Annotated in this window: 14 protein-coding genes and 2 pseudogenes; 5 read left to right on the forward strand and 11 right to left on the reverse strand. The window is 61.0% G+C overall.

The features are described from left to right. The first annotated feature begins 75 nt into the window (after window positions 1-75). Together CP49_RS32715 and CP49_RS48120 are read left to right on the forward strand one after the other, a co-directional pair. The gene (locus CP49_RS32715) at window positions 76-1,137 is read left to right on the forward strand and encodes an aromatic ring-hydroxylating dioxygenase subunit alpha (protein WP_057854254.1); all 1,062 of its coding nucleotides are present in this window, start codon (window positions 76-78) and stop codon (window positions 1,135-1,137) included. Window positions 1,138-1,437: 300 nt separating this feature from the next. Beyond that, a pseudogene (locus tag CP49_RS48120) lies at window positions 1,438-1,539 on the forward strand (universal stress protein); the annotation flags it as partial. A gap of 90 nt (window positions 1,540-1,629) precedes the next feature. Here the strand turns inward: CP49_RS48120 and CP49_RS32720 are convergent. The 9 genes from CP49_RS32720 to CP49_RS32760 all read right to left on the reverse strand — a co-directional run bounded on the left by CP49_RS32720 (window position 1,630) and on the right by CP49_RS32760 (window position 12,476). Continuing rightward, window positions 1,630-2,469: an ABC transporter ATP-binding protein gene (locus CP49_RS32720; protein ID WP_057854255.1), complete on the reverse strand. Its 840-nt coding sequence runs from the start codon at window positions 2,467-2,469 to the stop codon at window positions 1,630-1,632. Between the two features lie 78 nt (window positions 2,470-2,547). Beyond that, window positions 2,548-3,867, reverse strand: coding sequence for an ABC transporter substrate-binding protein (locus CP49_RS32725; RefSeq protein WP_057854256.1), 1,320 nt, complete (start codon window positions 3,865-3,867; stop codon window positions 2,548-2,550). A 107-nt stretch (window positions 3,868-3,974) separates the two neighbouring features. Next, window positions 3,975-5,102: a branched-chain amino acid ABC transporter permease gene (locus CP49_RS32730; RefSeq protein ID WP_057854257.1), complete on the reverse strand. Its 1,128-nt coding sequence runs from the start codon at window positions 5,100-5,102 to the stop codon at window positions 3,975-3,977. 15 nt (window positions 5,103-5,117) lie between these two features. Then, window positions 5,118-6,047 (reverse strand): branched-chain amino acid ABC transporter permease, encoded by a 930-nt coding sequence (locus CP49_RS32735; protein WP_276326577.1) that lies wholly within the window; start codon window positions 6,045-6,047, stop codon window positions 5,118-5,120. A 10-nt stretch (window positions 6,048-6,057) separates the two neighbouring features. Next, window positions 6,058-6,843, reverse strand: a complete 786-nt coding sequence (locus CP49_RS32740) for an ABC transporter ATP-binding protein (RefSeq protein WP_057854258.1) — start codon at window positions 6,841-6,843, stop codon at window positions 6,058-6,060. Next, on the reverse strand, window positions 6,840-8,810 hold the full coding sequence (locus tag CP49_RS32745; RefSeq protein WP_057854259.1) for an AMP-binding protein: 1,971 nt from the start codon (window positions 8,808-8,810) through the stop codon (window positions 6,840-6,842). Before CP49_RS32745 ends, CP49_RS32740 begins: the two co-directional genes overlap by 4 nt. Before the next feature lie 260 nt (window positions 8,811-9,070). Further along, the gene (locus tag CP49_RS32750; RefSeq protein ID WP_057854260.1) at window positions 9,071-9,391 is read right to left on the reverse strand and encodes an MTH938/NDUFAF3 family protein; all 321 of its coding nucleotides are present in this window, start codon (window positions 9,389-9,391) and stop codon (window positions 9,071-9,073) included. 34 nt (window positions 9,392-9,425) lie between these two features. Then, a complete protein-coding gene (locus CP49_RS32755) occupies window positions 9,426-10,964 on the reverse strand; it encodes an amidase (protein ID WP_057854268.1) in 1,539 nt (512 codons plus the stop codon). Window positions 10,965-11,747: 783 nt separating this feature from the next. Beyond that, entirely contained in the window at window positions 11,748-12,476 is a 729-nt protein-coding gene (locus tag CP49_RS32760; RefSeq protein WP_057854261.1) for an SAM hydrolase/SAM-dependent halogenase family protein, read from the reverse strand. A 151-nt stretch (window positions 12,477-12,627) separates the two neighbouring features. Here CP49_RS32760 and CP49_RS32765 point away from each other — a divergent pair, with 151 nt between their 5' ends. Further along, window positions 12,628-12,834: a DUF2905 domain-containing protein gene (locus CP49_RS32765; RefSeq protein WP_057854262.1), complete on the forward strand. Its 207-nt coding sequence runs from the start codon at window positions 12,628-12,630 to the stop codon at window positions 12,832-12,834. Here the strand turns inward: CP49_RS32765 and CP49_RS32770 are convergent. Further along, window positions 12,824-13,096 (reverse strand): hypothetical protein, encoded by a 273-nt coding sequence (locus CP49_RS32770; protein WP_156438778.1) that lies wholly within the window; start codon window positions 13,094-13,096, stop codon window positions 12,824-12,826. The genes CP49_RS32765 and CP49_RS32770 overlap by 11 nt on opposite strands. 181 nt (window positions 13,097-13,277) lie before the next feature. On the opposite strand from CP49_RS32770, the gene CP49_RS45405 reads away from it, so the two are divergent. Both CP49_RS45405 and CP49_RS32775 read left to right on the forward strand, forming a co-directional pair. Next, window positions 13,278-13,418: a hypothetical protein gene (locus CP49_RS45405; protein ID WP_156438779.1), complete on the forward strand. Its 141-nt coding sequence runs from the start codon at window positions 13,278-13,280 to the stop codon at window positions 13,416-13,418. A 22-nt stretch (window positions 13,419-13,440) separates the two neighbouring features. Continuing rightward, window positions 13,441-13,926, forward strand: a complete 486-nt coding sequence (locus CP49_RS32775; RefSeq protein ID WP_057854264.1) for an adenosine-specific kinase — start codon at window positions 13,441-13,443, stop codon at window positions 13,924-13,926. A 152-nt stretch (window positions 13,927-14,078) separates the two neighbouring features. Here CP49_RS32775 and CP49_RS32780 read toward each other — a convergent pair. Next, a pseudogene (locus CP49_RS32780) lies at window positions 14,079-14,875 on the reverse strand (Rieske (2Fe-2S) protein); the annotation flags it as partial.

Genomic DNA, 14,875 nt, shown 5'->3' on the forward strand with positions numbered 1-14,875 from the left:
GACCTTGCACGACTTCGATCCGACGCGGCGCGCGTCGTGGCGCGCATCGCCGCCTGAACTTTTGGGAGACACCTCTTGCTGGCCACCAAACAACCGGTGCTTCGCCGCTTCTGGTATGCGGTTATGCGAATCGAACAACTCGAGAGCGGGCCACAGCCGTTCACGCTGCTGGGTGAGCCGATCGTGCTGTTTCTCGATGCCAAGGGCGAACCCGCGGCGCTGGAGGATCGCTGCTGCCATCGCACCGCAAAACTCTCCAAGGGCTGGTGCCGCAACGGCAACATCGTTTGCGGCTATCATGGCTGGGAATACGACCGCGACGGCAAGCTGGTGATGATCCCGCAATTTCCGTTCGAGCAACCGATTCCCGATGCCAGGGCGCGCGCGTTCCACACGAAAACCCGCTACGGCTATGTCTGGGTTGCGCTGGATGAGCCGCTGCGTGACATTCCCGAGATTCCAGAAGACAGCGATCCCGCCTATCGCCGCATCTTCCAGTTCTACGACACCTGGAACACGGCGGCACTGCGGCTGATGGAGAACTCGTTCGACAACGCGCATTTCGCCTTCGTGCATAAAAACACGTTCGGCGACATCGACCAGCCGCGGCCGGAGAAATACGAGATCGTCGAGACCGATTACGGCTTCGAGGCGGAAACCCTCGTCACCGTAAAGAACCCGCCGACCGCGGCGAAGATCTCTGGTACAACGGAGCCCTATACAAAGCGACACATGCGCAACAAATGGTTCATGCCGTTCTGCCGCCGGCTCGACATGGAGTATCCCTCCGGCATCCGGCACATCATCTTTAACTGCGCAACGCCGATCGCCGACGGCAAGATCCAGGTAGTGCAGCTCCTGTTCCGCAACGACACCGAGGCGGACTGCTCGACGCAGGAACTGATCGACTGGGATGCCGCAATTATCGCAGAAGATCGGGACATCCTGGAATCGACCGACCCCGATGCGATCGTCGACATGGGCCGCAAGATCGAGAAGCACATGCCGTCCGATCGCCCCGGCATGTTGATGCGCAAACGCCTGCTCGACCTGCTACAAGAACATGACGAGGAAGAGGTTCCGAAGCCGATGGCCATGGACGCCAGTGCCCTGGAGCGGAGTCATCTGGCGGTGTAGTCAAATGCTCGTTGCCTTGTACGCCGACAATGGAAAGCAGATGGCGATTTGGAGCACGCTGCAACCGACGAACGTAGAAAATCGTACAAAATCGTAGGTTGGCGTAGGAAATAGCGGGAAGGCGTAGCGGGGTGCTACCAAGCCACACTGCGAGAATTTTTCGTTCTTAGTTGGATCAGTGGAGCTGCGCGATGGCGCGGCGAACGGGTGACGCTTTCCACCCTCCGACAACTGATGCTGCTTGTCGGTGCTCGCCCCGCCCCGAAGTTTTACCGTGCGGATCCGCCGAACGGCGCGGCCATGGGCGGGTACGGGCATTCCCGGCTGCGGGAATTTATTCTTGGCGGGACGACGCGTGGTATGCTTGTCTCGATGACCAAACCGACATTGATGTCGCACTGATCGGATGCCGAGACAAATCACGGCCTGGTCTTGCGCCACGCCTCGCGCGGCGAGCCCACTCAACGCGCGCCGATCGCTTGGCGCCATTGCCTAAATGAGCCAGCGTTTGCGCCGCTTGTAGTGCTTCACATCGCGGAATGATTTTCGCTTCTCCCCGGTGACACCAAGATAGAATTCCTTGACGTCCTCATTCGCAGCGAGCGCCCCCGCCTCGCCATCCATCACCACGCGGCCATTTTCGAGGATATATCCGTAGTTGGCGTATTTGAGTGCCATATTGGTGTTCTGCTCGGCGAGAAGAAACGAGACACCTTCCTTGACGTTCAGATCCTTCACGATCTCGAAGATCTCTTCGACGATCTGCGGCGCAAGGCCCATCGAAGGCTCGTCGAGCAGGATCATCTTCGGGCGCGACATCAGCGCACGGCCGATCACGCACATCTGCTGTTCGCCGCCCGACGTATAGCCGGCGGTCGAACTACGCCGCTCCCCGAGACGGGGGAAATAGGCATAGACTCGCTCCAGATCCTGCGCGATCGCAGCCTTGCCATCCCTGCGCGTGAAGGCGCCGGTCAGGAGATTCTCTTCGACCGTGAGGTGAGCGAAGCAACGCCGTCCTTCCATCACCTGAATGCAGCCGCGCCGCACCACATCGTTTGGCGACAGGGACTGCACTTCGACGCCGTCGAACAGGATCGAGCCCTTGGTGACCTCGCCGCGCTCCGCATGCAGCAGATTGGAGACCGCCTTCAGCGTCGTTGTCTTGCCCGCACCATTGGCACCGAGAAGCGCGACGATTCCGCCCCGCGCCACATCCAGCGATACACCTTTTAACACCAGGATGACGTGACTGTAGACAACCTCGATATTGTTGACCGACAGAAACGACGCTGCCACCTCTGCCGCCTTAGGAGCCTTGGGGATTGACACGCGGTCCTCTCCAAACGGTTGCAGCTTTCGAAATATCCGGGAGGAGGCGAACGCTCCTCCCGAATCGTTGGGAAGCGTTCAGCTTTCTTTCGAGCAGTCGCGCGGCTGGATGTTCTTCTCCGCGGCATACTTCGCGGAAATATCATTGACGAGTGGTTCGGTGTCGGATTGGTTGGCCGTGTACCAGTCGGAGATGATTTTCCAGCCCTTGCCGTCCCACTGCTGTACGCGCCCGTCCCGCGCGCCCTCGTGGTCGGAGCAGGAAATCTTGATCGGCTTCAACATGCCCTCGAAGCCCATTTCCTTAATGCGTGCTTCAGAGAGGTTGAGGTTCTCAAGACCCCAGCGGACCTGCTCGCCCGTCAGCGGCTTCTTGCCGAACTTTTCCTGCGCCTTCCGGATCGCCTCCACGCCGAGCATGGCATTCACCATGCCGCGGTTATAGAGCACTTCGCCGACCTTGCCAGGCTCCGACGCCCCCTTGCCCTTCGCATAGACGTGCTTCTCTATGTCGGCATGCACTGGGAATTTGCCTGCACCATGCTGAAGCATCAGCGCCTTGTAGCCAGTAGCTTGATCGCCTGCCGGCGTCACGTCCGGCTCTGCGCCTGACCACCACACACCGATCATCTTTTCGCGCGGATAGGCAACGGCCGCCGCTTCCTTGACTGCCGTGCCGTTCATGACGCCCCAGCCCCAGACCAGGACGTAGTCCGGCCGGTTCTGGCGGATCGCCAGCCATTGCGACTTCTGTTCGACACCGGGGTGCGTGACCGGGATCGGCGTGAACTCAAAGCCGTGCTTCTTTGCCAGCACCTGTAGCATTGGGATCGGCTCTTTGCCGTACGGGCTGTCGTGAAAGAGCAGCGAAATCTTCTTGCCTTTCAGCTTGTCGACGCCGCCGACCTCCTTGGCGATGTGCTGAATCGCGATATCGGCCGCGGACCAGTACGTGCCGAGCAACGGGAAATTGTACGCGAATACGGCTCCGTTCTTGGAATCGGCGCGGCCATAGCCCATCGTGATAATCGGGATCTTGTCAGTCGTGGTCTTTTCGGTGAGGGCGAATGTAATGCCGGTCGACAGCGGATTGATGAAGGCCGCGCCGGTTGGGCCCTTGCCCTTGAGGCGCTCGTAACACTCAACGCCCTTGTCGGTGGCGTAGCCCGTCTCGCATTCCTCGACCAAGAGCTTGACGCCGTTGATGCCGCCGTCGCGCTCGTTGACAAGGTTGTAATAGTCGGCCACGCCGTTTGCGTACGGCACGCCATTCACGGCGTACGCGCCTGTCCGGTAGGATAGTATCGGGATGAACTGCTCGTTCTGCGCTGCAGCAGGAGAGGCAAACGCCCCGCCCGAAAGGATGGCTGCGGCCAGCATCAGTTTGTTGCGTAGCATGATTGATGTCCTCCTCTTTGAGCCCTCTTTTGCGTCGCGGGGGCTTTGCTTCCTCACTCCTTCTACCAACGGCCGTCACCCGTGTGCGATCCTAGCCCAATCGCTCTTCAGTAAGGAAACGGCCAAAGTCTGAGCTTCTCCTTGCCAATCGATATAAGCCGGGCAAACCCATGTGGCTCCTTGATGAGAAGAAAGCAGATCAACGATCCAAAGATGATGAACTCCAGATGAGTAATCGTCTCCGTCGACAGCGGCACACCGAGCTGGGTTGGAATCAGGTTCAGCAGGATCGGCAGAATGAGGATAAAGGCCGCACCTACGAACGAACCCATAATCGATCCCAGCCCGCCGATGATCACCATGAACAGAAGCTGCAGCGAACGGTCGATCGAGAACGCGAGCGGCTCCCACGAGCCCAGATAGACGAACGCCCAGAGTGCGCCCGCCACGCCGATGATAAATGAAGAGACCGCGAACGCCGTAAGCTTTGCGTAAAGCGGCCGGATACCGATCAGCTCGGCGGCGATGTCCATGTCGCGGATCGCCATCCATTGTCTGCCGAGATTGCCGCGAACGAGGTTCTTCACCAGAACCGCGAACGCCGTTACGAAGATCAGGCACAGCATATAGCGCTCGATCGGCGTGCCTACGTTCAGACCGAAAAAATCCAGTGTCGGTGCATTGACCGACCCTGACGGCGCATAATTGGTGAACCACGACACCCGCAGGAACACCCAGTCGAAAAAGAATTGCGCTGCGAGTGTTGCGACCGCCAGATAGAGGCCCTTGATCCGCAGACTGGGAATACCGAAGAGGATACCGACAACCGCCGCCGTGAGCCCGCCGAGCAAAATCGCTAGCAGTACGGGCAACGGCGGGATCGAAATCGCGAAGTCAAGCCAGGTGAGCGGAATATGAACGCCGGTCCCCAACTTGTAGGCGGAGTAGGCGCCGATGGCCATGAACGCGCCACTGCCGAGCGAGATCTGGCCGCAATAGCCGACAAGGATGTTTACACCGATAGCGGCGAGCGCGAGGATCAGGAAGGGCAGCAGAATGGCGCGAAGCAGATAGTCGCTGCCGAACGGCCAAATGTCGAAGTCGGCTAGCAACGGCACGCCGATGAAGGCAATCCCGAGCAAGATGCCGAGCGCAATGCGATCCTGGCGGATCGGGAAGATCGCCATATCCTCCGCGTAGGTCGTCTTGAATTGGCCAGCCTCACGATAAAGCACAACGAACTCCTCGCCTCAGATACGCTCGATGATCCGTTCGCCGAACAGCCCCTGCGGCCGCACGAGCAGCACCGCCAACGCCAGCACATAGGCGAACCAATATTCGATACCGCCACCAATATGAGACCCCAGGAACACCTCGGCGATCTTCTCGCCCGCGCCCACAATGAGCCCGCCGACGATGGCTCCCGGAATGGAGGTCAAGCCGCCGATGATGAGAACCGGCAGGGCCTTCAGCGCAAGAAAGGTGATGGAGAACTGTACGCCCAGTTTGGTACCCCACACGGTCGCCGCAACCAGCGCAACGAGACCGGCGGCAAGCCAGACCACGAACCAGATCCAGCTGATTGGAATCCCGACCGACTGCGCGGCCAGGTGGTCGTCGGCAACCGCCCTGAGTGCGCGACCGGTCTTCGTACGCTCGAAGAAGATCGCGAGGCCCGCGACCAGAATGCCGGCGATAAAGCCGCCCCAGACATCCAGCTTGTTGACCAGAATTCCACCGGGAAAGAGATTTTCAAACAGGAACCAGGCGTCCGTCGGAAACAGCCGCAAAGGGTAAGCATCGGAACCGAAGATCATCTGCGCCGCACCCTCGAGGATGAATGTCACGCCGATGGTAGACATGAACAGCGTCAGGGCGTCCTGGTTGACAAGAGGTCCGATCACGAACCGCTCGATCAGCCAGGCGGTTATCGCCATGATCACGGCAGCGAAGCCAATGCCGAGGATGATCGCAGCCCAAACCGGGAAACCCCAGGCCACCAGCAGGTCGAGCGAGCGAACCAGCGCAAGCCCGGCGAGCAACACCATTGCGCCTTGCGCAAAATTAAAGACGCCGGATGCTTTGAAGATCAACACGAAGCCGAGCGCGACCAGCGAGTACAGCACGCCGGACATCAATCCGCCGATCAGCACTTCGAGAAATTGACCCAACGCGATCACGCAATGCTCCTTAATGCGCGATGCCGAGATAGGCGTCGATCACGCCCTGATTCTTCTTGACTTCATTCGGGGTGCCGTCAGCGATCTTCACGCCGTGATCGAGCACCGCCACGCGATGGGAGAGATCCATCACAACAGCCATGTCGTGCTCGATCAGCGCAATGGTCGTGCCGTAATGATTGTTCACGTCGATGATGAACCGCGACATGTCCTCCTTCTCCTCGAGGTTCATGCCTGCCATCGGCTCGTCGAGGAGAAGAAGATCCGGCTCCATCGCAAGGGCGCGGCCGAGTTCGACGCGTTTCTGCAGGCCGTATGGCAAACGCGCAACCGGCACCTTGCGGATCGCCTCAATCTCCAGAAAATCAATGATCTCCTCGACCCGGTGCCGATGCTCGATCTCCTCCGCCAGCGCAGGGCCGTAGCGCAGCATCTGCCACAGAAGGCCCCGGCGCATCTTCAATGTGCGGCCAGCCATAATATTGTCGAGCGCGCTCATTCCCTTGAACAGTGCGACGTTCTGAAAGGTGCGCGCGATACCGCCACGGGACGCCTCGAACGGCTGCATCTCGGCGCGGGTCCGTCCCTTGAAGGTGATGGCGCCATGATTGGGATGATAAAAGCCGTTGATGACGTTGAGCATCGAAGTCTTCCCGGCGCCGTTCGGTCCGATGATGGCGCGAATTTCGCCTTTCCTGATGTCAAACGAAACGTCCCTCAGCGCTTTCACGCCGCCAAACGCCAGCGATACGCCCTCGACCTGAAGCAGGGTTTCGCTCGTGTCCGGCATTCTCATGCGGCTCTCCCCAAAGGTTTCGTCGCACCGATTGTTTGCAGGTCTCGGATCTTGACCCGAGCCGCGATCACGCCCTTGCGACCATCCTCAAAGGTGACCTCGGTGGAAATGTCGGCTTCATGCGAACCGTCGTAGAGCGCATTGACCAGTGGCGCGTAGCGCTCGGCGATGAACCCGCGGCGAACTTTCAGCGTGCGGGTCAATTCGCCATCGTCTGCGTCAAGCTCCTTGTGCAGAATGAGAAAGCGGCGAATCTGCGCCCCCGCCAGTATCTTTCCCTCCGCGAGGGAGCGGTTCACCTCGGCAACATCTTTCGCCACCATGTCATAGACCAGCGGATGCCCCGCCAGCTCCTGATAGGAACCGTATGCGATGTTGTTGCGTTCGGCCCAGTTCGCCACCGCGACCGGGTCGATATTAAGAAAGGCGCAAACGAAATCCCTGGAGTCGCCGTAAACGACCGCCTCCTTGACGTTGGGAAAAAACTTCAACTTGTTCTCAAGATACTTCGGCGCAAACATCGTGCCGTCAGCCAGCCGGCCAACATCCTTCGCGCGATCGATGATCTTCAGGTGCCCGGTCTTCTCGTCGAAGAAACCGGCGTCGCCGGTCTTGACGTAGCCGTCGGACGTCATGGCCTCCGCGGTCTTTGCCTGATCCTTGAAGTATCCAACGAACATGCCCGGTGAGCGGAACTGCACCTCGCCTGTTTCCGCAATGCGGATGTCGACGTTCGGTGCAGCCGGGCCGACCGTATCGGAGTAGATCTCACCGTCAGGCTGGCAGGTAACGTAAAGGAACGCTTCGGTCTGACCGTAGAGTTGCTTCAGGTTCAATCCGATCGAGCGGTAGAACGCGAACAGATCCGGACCGATGGCCTCACCTGCAGTATAGGCGACGCGCACGCGAGACAGGCCAAGAACGTTCTTGAGGGGCTCGTAGACCATCAAGCGCCCGAGCGCATAGAGCAGCCGGCCAGACAGCGGTACCGGCTTTCCGGTCAAAATCGACTCGCCATACCGCCGCGCAATGCCAAGGAAGTAGTTGAATATGCGCCGCTTGATGGCTGCAGCGTCCTCCATGCGGATCGTCAACCGCGTCAGCATGGCCTCGAAACCACGCGGCGGGGCAAAATAGAAGGTTGGTCCGATCTCGCGCCGATCCTGCTCGATCGTCTCACCGCTCTCGGGACACGCCATGCAGAATCCAGCGACAATGCCCTGTGCATAGTTGAGGTAATGATCACCAACCCAGGCGAGCGGCAGGTAGGCGAGCGCCACGTCCTTGTCGGTCAGGCTGTCGAACCGGACGGTATCCGTCGCAGCGTCGATGCAGCCTCGCGCCGACAGCATGACGCCCTTCGACGCGCCGGTTGTTCCCGAGGTGTAGAGGATGATCGAGATGTCAGAACCTTCACCCTGCCGGATGAACTCATCGATCTGCCTACCGAGCGCCGCGTTGGCCGCAAGCGCGGTGCGGCCGTCTTCGATGACATCGCGGATTGCGATCAATCGGTCGTGGTCGTAGTCATCGAGGCCACGCGGCTCGTCATAGATGACCTTGCGGAGATGCGGTACCCGGTCGGATACAGAAAAGACCTTGTCAACCTGCTCCTGATCTTGCGCCGCAACAAACCTCACGTCGGCATGAGCGAGGACATACGCAAGCTCGTCAGCCACTGCATCCGAATAGACCGGAACCGGAATCGCGCGCAGCACTTGCGCTGCCATCAGCGTCCAATAGAGCTTCGGCCGATTGGAACCAACGATGGCGACCGTGTCTCCTGGCTGCAGTCCAAGCCGATGCAAGCCCGCAGCATAAGCGCGCACGATCTCTGCGACCTGGGCCCAGGTCCACGTCTGCCAGATGCCGAGATCCTTGTGCCGAAACGCAGGACGGCTGCTAAACTGCGCGGCATTTCGCGCCAGCAGCTTGGGGAACGTGTCGAACGATCCGCCAACGGCCATGTCGGTCTCTATCCAAAACCGGCACGTTGGTTCGCGCCTGCTTATTGTGACGCCGCCCCTTCGGGAAGCAGCCATACGGATTCCGCATGCGTCCCTTACATTACAACGGATCGAAAGTCCTACAAGTTCCGGCTTGACCAACCCGAGCCCGTTCGTGGGCATCAGTTGGTATAAATGAGAGAGCGGACGGCCGACGGTGGCGCAGTTTCGCGCTACTTGCAGTAGCAGGCCTTCGAGGATGCAGGCAGTAGTTCACGGATTCAGCAGGTAACGTGAAAAAGGCCGATCTTCTTCGCATGCGAGTTGTTGAACGTATGAATCGCCTCGGGCGTCGGCTGCAGCAGAACCGTGCAGCCCTTTCTCGCAAAATAAGCTTCAGCTTCCGGCGATAGATGCACATTGCCGAACTGGCCCGAACCTAGAACTAGCTGCTCACACCCCTTCTGAAAGACGAACTTCGCTTCGTCCTTCGAGAGGACATGCGAAGTGCCGTAGTACTTCTTCGACAGCTTCTTCTTCCGCCTTGCCACTTCGCCGGACAGACGAATGATCACGTCGTGTTCATAGGTCTTTCCGTCAATCGTGTGCCGTTAGCCGGCAATTCGCTGCTGCTGTCTACCCGACGATCTGGAACGCGTCAGCCGCGCGCAACACGGTGCCGTCCTCCCAGTGGCGTCCGATCAGCATCATGCCAACAGGGAGCCCTGCCGACATGCCTGCCGGAACCGTGGCGGCAGGATGGCCAGTGACGTCGAACGGGCAAGTGTTGGAAATCATTTCGAGTGCCCGCGCAACGTAGTCCTCGCGGCTCGCGTCCGGGGCTGGGAGCAGCGTAGCTTTCAAGGGTAACGTCGGCATGAGCAGGAGATCGACACCGCCGAGCGCCTCATCATAGGCGGCGCGTAGCACGCGCGCGAGGTTTTGGGCCTTAGCGTAGTAGCGGCCCTGGTAATTGTCCTGCATATACTGGCCGAGCAGGACAACGAGCTTGACGGTCTCCGAAAGGTCGTTGGCGCGCACGCGCCGGCTCCGGCCGTAGAAATCCAGCAGCGAAGTCGTATAGTGCCCTTTCCAGTTGGTTCCCATGCTGTTGCCTGCAACCATCAGCGCCGTGGCGCCCTCGACGGCGATAGCATTCCAGATATGGATGCCGTCGCGGTGGAGGGGGATCGATACCTCGCTCACTGTTCCCCCCGCTCGCGTCAAGCGCTGCGCCGCCTCGCGCACCATGGTGTCGACATCGGGCTCGGAATTGGGCCAGCCAAACCCTTCCTTGACGATCCCGATCCGCAGGCCGCGGGCGTCTCCGGTAAGCTGCTTGGTATAGGCTTCCGTACGCAGTCCCGCCGGTTGGCGCGGGTCGAGGCCATCGGCGCCGGCGAGCACCTCGAGAAGCCGGGCAGCATCGCCGGCGGTGCGGGCGATGGGCCCGGTATGATCAAGTGTTAATTCAATCGGGAAGACACCTGTGTATGGCACGAGCCCGTGGGTTGGCTTGTGGCCAACCGCTCCGCAGAAAGAACTGGGAATTCGGATCGACCCTCCCTGGTCGCCTCCGATGGCCATGTCGCACTCGCCGGCGACGACGAGCGCCGCGCTGCCGCTGGAGGAGCCGCCGGCAGATCGCTTCGGATCGTGCGGATTGAGTACGGGCCCAGTGTCGGAGGTATGGCTACCGCCCGAGAAGCAAAGATGCTCGCACACGGCCTTGCCGATGATCTCTCCACCGGCATCGAGGATGCGGGTCACAATGGTTGCGTCCAAGTCAGGGACGTAGCCCTCCAGCACGTTGGAACCGTTCATCATCGGGATGCCGGCAACGCACACATTGTCTTTAATGGCGATTTTCTTGCCCGCGAGAGGCCCCGATGTCGCGCCTTTGATCGAGCACCTCCAGTACCAGGCGTTGAGCCGATTGTCCGAGGCGGGTGGACGGAATCCGGCGTCCCGCGGGTACTTCACCGCCAATGTCGGCTCTGTGAACTGGTCCAGGCGACGGTACGACGCCAGCACACCGTCCATGAGGTTGCGGAACGACGTCAGATCGTCGCGGCTGAGATCCAAATTGTAAGATTTGGCGATGCGCCCCAACTCAGGCAGTGGCGGCTTGCGCAGAATCCGCGGCGCCGTCGCCGTCGGGGGTGGCGCTTGCATGCCCGCCTCAGCGGCCGCACGAACGGGCGTTGTCGTCGTCGCGGCGACAACGGTTGCGGCTGCGCCGGCCGCGCCGGCATGAAGGAAGCGACGACGCGAATAGTTTGCCAATGCTCTCATGGCATATCCTCCCTCGACCAAAGGGTTTGAAGTCTCAATCCACCGCTCGTCCTAAGGCGTCGGGAACCGTCTGGTGGTCGATGGCCGCGACGGTCACCAAGCGGAGGCCGCCGACGCTGCGGCCGGCGAGCCAAGCTGCACACCACAATCAGTCCGTGCATCCGGACAGAGCTGAAGCGCAGCAGCAGCATAAGGTCGGGACGTGAGGCGTAGCCGGGCGGATCGTTGCGGCAATTGAGGCGCCTACTGGATGCCTCGGCATCCTCGCGCGGACTGCGGAGCAACGCCCCGTCCAGCAGCAGATTATCGTGCAGTCATCGGCGATCTTCAAGAGCTTGCATCTTTCACGGTCCGCGCTCGGCAGCCACGTCGCGGAGCACTTCCACCTTCGCGACACACGCATAGTCAAGCCACACGCGGGATGTCTCTTCCTGGCAGGTTTGAGAATTGCCGGAGGCTTGCTTCAAAGTTCAGTCTTCGCGATTTCACTGCACCCGGTATTTGCTCATGTAGTGTTTGCGTAGGATCTTGCGGGTCTGCTCCGCAAGGCGCCTGTTAGCGCTAGCCTGCGGCTTGTCGCGGCGCTCCGGCGGCTTCGCCGGATGCGGATGAGGGCGATGCTTGGTCGAATGTTGCCTTCGGGTCAAAGCGGCTGACCTTTGTTCATGCGACGATTTCGACCGGACTGCCGATGACAAGACCGAGATCGCGGTCCGCCCGCCCCTGATTGACGGCAATTTCGGCCAGCCCGTTGGAGTTCTCATACCAGAAAGCCGCGCCTGGCGGCAGATCGCTGAAGGTCCTCGCGCGGTCCAGAACCCGACCTGCCGCGGTGAGCCTTGCGCCGGGCGGCAGCATAGCCGCCCTCAGCCCGGTCATCGCATTGCCGTAGTGATCGACGTAAACGATTTCACAGAGGTCGTCCGGCCAGTCTGCCCGGCGATCTGCACCATCGTGACGTGGCTGGCCGGGGGGCGGATCACCGCGCGCCAGCATGGCTGCCACCGGGGCGAAGAGGTCGCGCCCGTGAAAGCTGGCCGAGAGATGCTTCGGCTTCCAGTCGATATCCCAGCTGCGCGTCTCTCGGGCTCTGCGCTGGATCAGCTCAAACAAGCCGTTGCCGGGGCCAATATACCAGCGGCCGTCGGCCTTGAGAAAAATGGATGGCCGCTTCCCGCCGACGCCGGGATCGACAACGCAGAGCAAAACGGTTCGCATCGGAAACCATGCCGCATAGGCCGCCAACAGATACGCCGATGCCTTGGGATTGCCGACTGGCGCATCGGCGAAGAGGTCGATAATGGGTATGCCCGGCGCCATCTGGTGCAGCACCGCCTTCATCTGACCCGTATACGGGCCGTGCAATCCAAAATCCGTGAACAGCGCAATCATGGTGTCAGCTCGCCCAAGTGCGTGTGTCCACTTCGCTCGAAAACGCTATACTGACCCATCCGAGCCGTGCGATACGCAGTCACAGCAGCAGGCCAAATCTCGCTTGCTGTCCCTCGATCGGCTCGCCCACTGTGATCGTAGGCTCAGCGCAATGTCGTTCTCGCGTCTGCTCATCATCTTCGGCTTGTCGCTCGTTGCGCTTGGGCTGCTATGGCCAGTGATCAACAAGATCGGCTTGGGCCGGTTGCCCGGCGACATTGTCATCGAGCGCGACAACTTCCGCGTTTATATCCCGCTCGCAACATCGCTGCTCGTCAGCGTGATGCTTTCCCTGATCCTTTGGCTCGCTAACCGTTAGCCGTCGGCGCCTCTTGCTCTGGGTGGACGGCGCCCGGGAGTGTTCGCGGCCGGCTTGCCGGCAGCATCATCGTCTGCGCCGTGAGCAGCCACGGCATCCACATAAATCGGGTGGCCTGCACCCAAAACGTGAAAGGGTTAGCTGCCTCGAACGAGGACCCGAGCGCTTCGAAGGATGGCGTTGCCCGCAGGTTGACTGATATCTGCTCCCAATCACCATTCGGCGATTGCCGGTGAATGATGTCGATGTCGAGGCCGGCCAAACGAGCGCTTGCTCTTGTGGCATCGATATCGCTCTCTCGACTGTATGTACGCTCAGGCATCGGCCCTCACCATCTCCGTGCACCGCTTCCATCGCGCTGGTGATTATCGCTCATCATTCCCGGTAATGAAAGCTCGCAGACTGGCTGCCGCGACCATGGCTGCTCCCCGCGGGCCGCCGTGATGTTCCGCGCCATCAACGCGGCCGGCGAAGTGGTCCAGGCGTTCGAGATCCGCGAGGAAGCAGAAGCGTGGGTGGCAGCGAAATCGGTCGTCTGTGGCGGCTTGCAATCACCTTCCGGCGGCCTACCATGGAATGCGTAGCTCACCCTGCAGGAGCGCAGCCATGGAACTCACCGTGGTGCCCATCGTCAAGCCGGACGCCGCCAACTTCATCTTCGGCCAGTCGCATTTCATCAAGACCGTGGAAGACCTCCACGAGGCGCTGGTGGGCGCGGTTCCGGGCATCCGCTTCGGGCTGGCCTTCTGCGAGGCCTCTGGTAAGCGGCTGGTGCGCTGGTCGGGGAATGATGAACCCGCCCTCGCCCTCGCACGCGACAACGCATTGGCCATCGGCGCCGGCCATACTTTCCTGATCTTCCTGGGCGAAGGGTTCTTTCCCGTCAACGTGCTGGCTGCGGTGCGCGCGGTGCCGGAGGTCTGCCGCATCTATTGCGCGACGGCCAACCCGACACAGGTGATCGTCGCACAAACGGAGCTGGGCCGCGGCGTGCTCGGCGTGGTGGATGGCGCCTCGCCGCTGGGTGTCGAAACCGACGCCGACATTGCGTGGCGGAAAGACCTGCTGCGTCAGATCGGCTACAAGCTGTAGTGGCTGGATGAGGCCGAAGCCGATGCACCACCCCCTGCAGCTGACGCTGCCAAGCATCGAACGCGACGAAGCGCGCGCCAGGATCGCGGCGAAGATCGCAGCGCGTCAGGTCTGCTTTCAGATCGCTCTTAATGCGCCCTCAGCGCGTGACGTCAGGACGGTCCAGCCTCTTGATGTAGCTCGCCACCCCGCATCAAGCGGCGGGCTATATCGGCTGTCTGCAGTGACGCGCGTTCGGTCGGTGAATGGGCCGCCAGATAGCGGGCAACCGCGACGAGGATGTGCCGGCCCTCGTCCGTGTCGCCCCACGCGCCGAATTGCCGGACTCCCGCCTCCAGCATCTGATACGCATGAAATCCCGCATCTTCGCGCAGCACCGCATGCGCGAGCGTGGCGATCAGCGCCTGCGGCGAATGGCCGAGCGTGAGATGCCGTGCCACCAGGCGCGCGGCGAGATCAACCTGTCTCTGCCGGTCGAAGGCGTCGAGCAAGGCGGCGCCGATCGTCTCTGGATCCGCGGGCAGATCACCGAGCTGCTCGCCGCCGTCGCCCGGGATGCGCGCCGGCGGCACATTGAGAAAGCGAGCAAGGTAGAGGGCCATCGCTCCGTGCAATACGCCGCGGACGGCCGTGACGTGAGTGTCGATGTCGGCAGTTCCGATGCGCGTCAGCATATGGTGGACTGCATTGGCGTAGGTGAAGACGTGATGCGCCGTCTCCCAGTCGGCGTGCTCGTTGGCATTGCCGAAGCGCGCCACCCTGAGCGCTGCCGCGTACGCGAGGGATTGGCCAAGGTCGGCGGCAGCGGCCCCGGCGCGTATCGCCTCCTTGAGCGCGTCAACGATCCTGGCCGGATCGTCACCGAGCAGCTCTTGAGCCAGTGCGGCGTGACCCGACCAGTCACGCGAGCCGCGTCCGGCAGCGAACAGGTCCGCGAGTTCGCTGGTTG

Source organism: Bradyrhizobium valentinum (assembly GCF_001440405.1).
In the GTDB taxonomy this organism is placed as follows: Bacteria; Pseudomonadota; Alphaproteobacteria; order Rhizobiales; family Xanthobacteraceae; genus Bradyrhizobium; species Bradyrhizobium valentinum.